This is a genomic window from Leisingera sp. ANG-DT (genome assembly GCF_000813785.1).
Classification (GTDB): domain Bacteria; phylum Pseudomonadota; class Alphaproteobacteria; order Rhodobacterales; family Rhodobacteraceae; genus Leisingera.
Genome location: NZ_JWLE01000043.1, coordinates 1 through 6616, shown reverse-complemented (window position 1 = coordinate 6616; position 6616 = coordinate 1). Strand labels below are relative to the sequence as shown.

Here is a 6616-nt window from a genome sequence, read left to right as displayed (position 1 = left end):
CTTGGATAAGGGAGGCAGGGAAGTCACTCAACACCTTGATACCCAAAGGTGAACAGTGCCATCATGGCGCAACTTAAAGAAGGGGCATCTGGTGGCAAAGTCGCAAAACGAAGCATTCTCACGGGTCAAGATCAACGATTTGCTGCGTGATGCCGGGTGGTCGCTTGAAGATGGCAGAACGGTGCATTTCGAGTACCCGCTGTCGGACGGGACTATTGCCGACTATGTCCTTTGTGACCGTTCAGGTAGACCCCTGGCCATACTTGAAGCGAAACGTACATCCATTGAACCTATTGCCGCCCAAGATCAGGGTGTCCATTACGCTAAGGCCCTCGGTGTTCCTTTCGTTTTCCTCAGCAATGGAAACGCGATTTGGTTCCTCGACCTTGACGTGGACGCACATGCTCGCGAGATAGCCACGGTGTTCACGCAGGATGACCTTGAACGTCGAATGGCTGTTCGAACCCTCAAACTCGACTTGACCTCAGTCCCGACAGACAAAGACATCGCAGGGCGCCCGTATCAGTTGGAGTGCATAGACACCCTATGTCGCGAGATTGGGCTGGGCAGGCGAAAGATGCTCGTGGAGATGGCCACGGGAACCGGCAAGACCCGCACTGCGGCGGCGCTCATCAAGCGGATGTTTGAAGCAGGGCAAATCACTCGCGTCCTCTTTCTCGTGGACCGTATCGAACTTGCGAGGCAGGCTGACGATGCCTTTATTGATCACCTCGCGAGCTATTCTTCCTACATTCTAAAGAGCACCAAAGGCCTTGATCACGCCAAGCGCGTGACCATCGCCACGCTTCAAACCATGATCAACGAGTACGACAAGCTATCGTCAGGGTATTTCGACTTGATCATTATCGACGAGTGCCACCGCTCAATCTACGGCCAGTATAGTGCCGTCCTAAAGCACTTCGATGGGGTAAAGGTAGGTCTGACTGCCACCCCCTGCACGGTAGACCCGGCGACGATGACTGACGACGATGACGCACAGTTCGTAAGAGACACATTACGCTTCTTCGAGGTGACCAAGCCTACTTTCCGCTACACGCTCCCCGAAGCAATCGAAGATGGGCACCTCGTCCCATACCGGATCTACAAAGCTATGACGGTGAAGACCGCAGCAGACGGCGGCTTTCTGGTGCGGCGCGATGAACTGGATTGGGACGCTATGGATGAAGACCTCAGGGAGGAGATGGAGGAGGTCTTTGATGGGATGAATGAGATCACCGTTGACCCCCGCGCCCTCGAAAGGAAGTTTACCATCCCTGAGCGAAACCGAGCCATCGTTCGGGAGTTCCGCCAAGTCCTGGATGAGGGCTACAAAGGCAGCGACGGCATCCGGCGCACTCCACGTCACGGCAAGACTATTGTCTTCGCCGTCAACAAGAAACACGCTCAGACCTTAGCGACCATGTTCGACGAGCACTTCGCGGATCTTAAGCCTCATCCGACTACCCGCTTCGCCGATTTCGTAGTTAGTGATGAGGGGACTGAGCGTACCGCCAATGCCAGCGACAAGATTAAACGGTTTAAAAAGGAGGACTTCCCCAAGATCATCGTTAGCGTGAATATGCTCGACACTGGCTTCGACTGCCCTGAGTTGGTCAACTTGGTGATGGCCCGCTTCACTCAAAGTTCTATCCTTTACCAGCAGATGCGTGGACGAGGCACACGTAAGGCCGACCATATCCACAAGGCGTCTTTCACAATGTTCGACTTTGTTGGGGTGACGGACTTCCACGGGGATGACCCGGAAGTTATTCCCGGCGAGATCATCGTCCAGTCGACAACCGGCACTAAGCCACAGCAGCCTAAACGCCTGCTAGAGCTTAACATCCACGACCACATCGATCCGGCATCCCGGGACTGGGTTACGCTAGATGAGAACGGGCGTATCGTCCGCACCGAGGAGCATGAAGCCGCGGGCAGCCAGTTGGGCCTACGATTTGAAGGATGGCGAGCAAAGATAGAGGTCAACGCCCAGCAGGACAGATGGTTGGAACTGATCAAGAGTAGTCTAATGGCCGAAGCAATGGAGGTGATGGGCTTCTGGGGCTACGACCTCGATGAACACCCATTCGACAAGTGGGGCGGCTACGACGAGGCCGTCCGAGTGTTCGGGGGCGAGGTTGCCCTCGACAATCTCTTGACCTCTATGAATATCGATGTCTTCCCAGTGGAGCCCCGACACGGTAGCAAGACCGACGACAGCCGTCCGACCGCCTGATACAAGAAGAAGCCGAGCAAACCATGACTTTAACGCCCGACCTGCGGCGCAGCATCGACCAGATCCGCGACTACCTCTATGGCGGTGGCTACCCGAACCCTGCCCAGAACGCGGAGCAACTCAGCTTCCTGATGTTCTTCTTCATGTACGAGGCCATGGATGCCAAGCGCGTCCGTGCAGCCAAGCGTCCCGGCACTGAACCATATACCAGTGCCTTCGATGGCATGTGGACGCTGAAGAACCCTCTGAACGCTCCTGACGAGAAGACTAAAGAGATCCCCAAAGACCGCCTTCGCTGGTCTAGCTGGGCTAAGGGGCTAAATGGGGAGCGGCTGGTATCTTGGGTCCGCGATGAGGTTTTTGCCTTCTATGGTGCGATCGCCAAGGAGGGCGTTACCAACTTCATGGAAGGGGCACGTCTCGTTATCGACGACCCTACTGTATTGTCCGAAATCCTGACCCGCGTCGAGAACCTAAACCTCGACCGTATGGACAGCGACACCAAGGGTGACCTCTTCGAACACGTCCTACGTCAGATTAGGCAGGCAGGTGAGTTGGGGCAGTTTCGGACCCCGCGACATATCATCCGTATGGTGGTGGACATGGTCAATCCGCGCCTGGGTGAGACTGTGTATGACCCCGCCGCCGGTACTGCTGGCTTTCTTGTCGCGGCTTATGAGCACATTCGCCTTGCCAACTCTACGGTTGCCGGAACCGAGGTTGCCGAGGTCGATGGCAAGACCATCCGGCGGGGACTGGGCGACACCCTATCGCGCGAACAACAGCGGCAACTGGCCGAAACCACATTTTTCGGCAACGACGTGGATCCGCAGATGGTCCGTCTCGCTACGATGAACCTCTTCCTGCGGGGGTTGGACAAAGTCCGCATCCTGCGCCGCGATGCGCTGACCCGGACACTTGAGCCATCACAAAAGCAGGAACTCGGCATCCCGGCTGAAGGCTTCGACGTTGTCCTGGCTAACCCACCATTCTCTGGGCGCCTAGACAAGGACCGCATCGTCGATGATGTAAAAGTTGGCACCACTACCCAAACGGAGCTGTTGTTCCTCAAGTACATGCTGAACCACCTACGTACTCCGGAAAACGGGCACGAAGGCGGACGTTGTGGCGTGGTCATCCCGGAGGGGGTACTTTTTGGCTCCACTGGGGCGCACAAGGAACTGCGACGACAACTGATTGAAAACAATAGAGTGGAGGCCGTGATGTCTCTACCAGGTGGGGTTTTTAACCCTTACTCGGGTGTCAAGACTTCGGTACTGGTGTTCACCCGTGGCGGACGGACAGAGGATGTATTATTTCTCCATGCGGATGCGGATGGTTTCAAAATGGACGCAAACCATGACGCGCCGGTTGCAGAGGATGACCTGCCTACGCTTCTTGAGGCGTACCGGGCTCGCGAGGGGCGGCGGGTGGAGTGGCAAGCGCGAGATGAGGATGCGGATTGGACCCACAAGTGGTGGTTTGCCGATGCAGAGACGATCCGGGCCGCAGACTTCAACCTAAGCGCCGGACGCTATCGCCCCCAGAGCCGGGCTTCCGTGGAACACCGCGACCCGCTGGAGATCCTCGACGACCTGCAGGCGGTAGAGAGGGAGATCATGGAGGAGTTGGCAGAGCTTCGCGAGTTGATGACGGAGAGCAAGCTTTGAGTATGACCTCCATCACGCTTGGCGATCTGGGCCGTTTTGTAGGCGGCGGAACTCCTTCCCGCAAGAAGCCCGAGTACTTCTCGGGAAGCATTCCTTGGGCAACCGTGAAGGATTTCAAGTCCGACCGCATAGTCAATACCAAAGAGAGCATCTCTGAAGAGGGTTTAGAGAATTCGAGTGCCCGAGTTGTTCCTGCCGGATCGCTGCTGATCGTCACTAGGATGGGGCTCGGAAAAGTCGCTATTGCAGACACCGACTTGGCGATTAATCAGGACATCAAAGCTCTGATGCCAGAGGGAACTTTTGACGTTGATTACCTTTTGGCAGCTTGTAAGGCTTTGGGACCGGCTATTGAGCGGCTAGGAACCGGTGCCACCGTCAAAGGGATCACTCTTACCACGTTGAGGGCACTGACCATCCCCCTCCCGCCCCTTGAAGAGCAGAGGCGGATCGTGGATATCCTGAACCGGGCGGCGAGCATCCAGCGCCTCCGCAACACGGCCTCCACCCACCTCCATGACTTCATACCCGCCCTCTTCACCAAGATGTTCGGCGACCCGGTGGATAATCCAATGGGATGGGACAAGCATGAGTTGGGTCTTTACATAGCTGATGGCCCGCAAAACGGACTGTACCGGCCCAAGGGTGACTATGGATCAGGTACGCCGATCCTGCGCATTGATAGCTTCTATGGCGGGAAAACTGTTCCTCAAGATCAGTGGCAGCGCCTCCGCCTGAGTGACAAGGACATCGAGAAGTATGTGCTTCACGAGAATGACATTGTCATCAACCGCGTGAACAGCCGCCCGTATCTCGGAAAGTCAACGATCATTCCCCGCCTAACGGAACAGGCCGTGTTCGAGAGCAACATGATGCGCTTCAGCCTGAACACCCCATCTCTCATGCCTAGGTTCCTGATTGAGCAGCTACAGCTTGGCTCTATGAGGGATGCCCTGCGGACCAACGCAAAGGATGCGATCAATCAGGCTAGCATCAACCAAAAGGATGTGCAGTCGCTGCGCGTCATCGTTCCCCCAACGAACCTTCAGAACCGTTTCACCACCTTGGTCAACGCAGTGACGGAGAAGGCCCAACTGGCCACCAGGGCAGATGTCATGGCCCGAGATCTCTCTGCCTCCCTCCTTGACAAGCTATTGAGTGATGACCGCGGCTGAAACCTCGTAACTGGCTCCATTTTCCAAAATGAGGTGGGAGAACTGGAGGGCTGCAGCATCAAGCTGGAAAACGACTTGGGATGCGCTCGGCGAATAAGGTTCCACCATTGAGAAGCAGAAACCGCTTCTTTCCGGCATCTGACGTCCGGATTAGCCTTGACCTAGACCTTCGACGTTATGGGCACCTGCGTGGCAATTAGGTGCCACCATCGTATACACCGAGCTTTCAAGCTCTATCCCCCCTCCACCAAGACACCGCATTTGGCCTCCCGATCAGGGAGCAACGGAGGCGTGTACTCTCAACATGGATCAACACATGCATTATGCACAGACTGACAACTCTACTGCTGCCCTTACTCCGCTTCTTCCTCAATCTGCCGACGAGTTGGTACATCCTCTATATAGCTACAATAGAAGTTGTACCGCTTTGGCCGCACTAACCTTTCAGACCATGAACGAGGTGCTCGCTAACCTTCATAGTCATGGACAACGTCTCTCTGACCAACACCATGAAGCCCTGCAAAGCGTGGTCCAGACTATGGTGAACATGGCGGAAGGGTCTGCGGAAAGGTGCGTCTATGTGTCGAGCCTGGACCCCGGGATGGGTAAGACCACCTCGCTAATCGGCTTCCTTCGTCAGTTGATGCTGTCACCTCGACCTCACGACGCCGCGGTTCTGGTTTGCTTGTCGCGCAAGGCGGAGATTGAGCGGATCGTAAAGGATGCGGGTCTGCAGGAAGCGGATTTCGCCGTGCTGACTAGCGATGGGGCGATCAACGCGATGTCGGCAACCCCAACTGGCGCTGCACGTGTCCTCTTCACAACGCAACAAATGCTGCAGTCACGGTTGCGAGGAGGTCGCTTTGAGAAATGCTCAAGGTTCCACTACCAGGGGTTTCCACGTGAGGTTCGCATCTGGGATGAAGCCATGGAGCCAGGGCGGGTGGTGACGCTTTCGACTGATGACATTGGTGGTCTTCTGGGTGTCCTTCGGCGCTTTTCAGTGGACTTCGCCGACAGGGTAGATTGTCTCATGGACGGGCTTCGAAAGGCTGAGATCGGATCAATGTTCCGTTTTCCAGACCTGGACGAAAACATCTTACAACGAGCTATTGCTATGACTGAGGGGGAAAAAAAGAAACCGAACTTGGAAGCGCTGGCAGAGATGTCTGGCAGAGAGGTGCGTGTCTCTTCCGGATGGGGCAACCAGCGTGTCGCGGTCATTGCCGAGGTGCTACTCCCTGACGACCTAGCCCCGGTCCTGGTCTTAGATGCCTCTGCACGTGTGCGAGAGACCTACAAACTGTGGCAGGAGCAGCGTGGTGGATTGGTCTACCTGCCTACAGCCACCAAAGATTACAGCCCGTTGACGATCCACGTCGCCCAGAAAGGTGCAGGCAAAGGCAGTTGGATCTGCGGAGGTGAAGTTCTGCCAAAGATCGTCGCTGAAATGCGCCGCGAAAAGTTTCAGGAAAGCTGCCTTATCGTACATCATAAGGCCGACGGGTTTCTCGACCCTGCCTCCCTTATCCAAG

At 55.9% G+C, this 6616-nt stretch carries 3 protein-coding genes and 1 pseudogene; all 4 read left to right on the top strand.

Features of this window, described 5'->3' with window-relative positions; translation table 11 throughout:
• The first annotated feature begins 91 nt into the window (after nucleotides 1-91).
• Nucleotides 92-2236 carry a DEAD/DEAH box helicase family protein gene (locus tag RA21_RS20670; RefSeq protein ID WP_052257738.1) on the top strand — a complete coding sequence of 715 codons (2145 nt, stop codon included), beginning with the start codon at nucleotides 92-94 and terminating at the stop codon, nucleotides 2234-2236.
• Between the two features lie 23 nt (nucleotides 2237-2259).
• Nucleotides 2260-3906, top strand: coding sequence for an HsdM family class I SAM-dependent methyltransferase (locus RA21_RS20665; RefSeq protein WP_039152297.1), 1647 nt, complete (start codon nucleotides 2260-2262; stop codon nucleotides 3904-3906).
• A gap of 2 nt (nucleotides 3907-3908) precedes the next feature.
• Nucleotides 3909-5081: a restriction endonuclease subunit S gene (locus tag RA21_RS22160; protein WP_052257737.1), complete on the top strand. Its 1173-nt coding sequence runs from the start codon at nucleotides 3909-3911 to the stop codon at nucleotides 5079-5081.
• Nucleotides 5082-5532: 451 nt separating this feature from the next.
• A pseudogene (locus tag RA21_RS20655) lies at nucleotides 5533-6616 on the top strand (hypothetical protein); the annotation flags it as partial.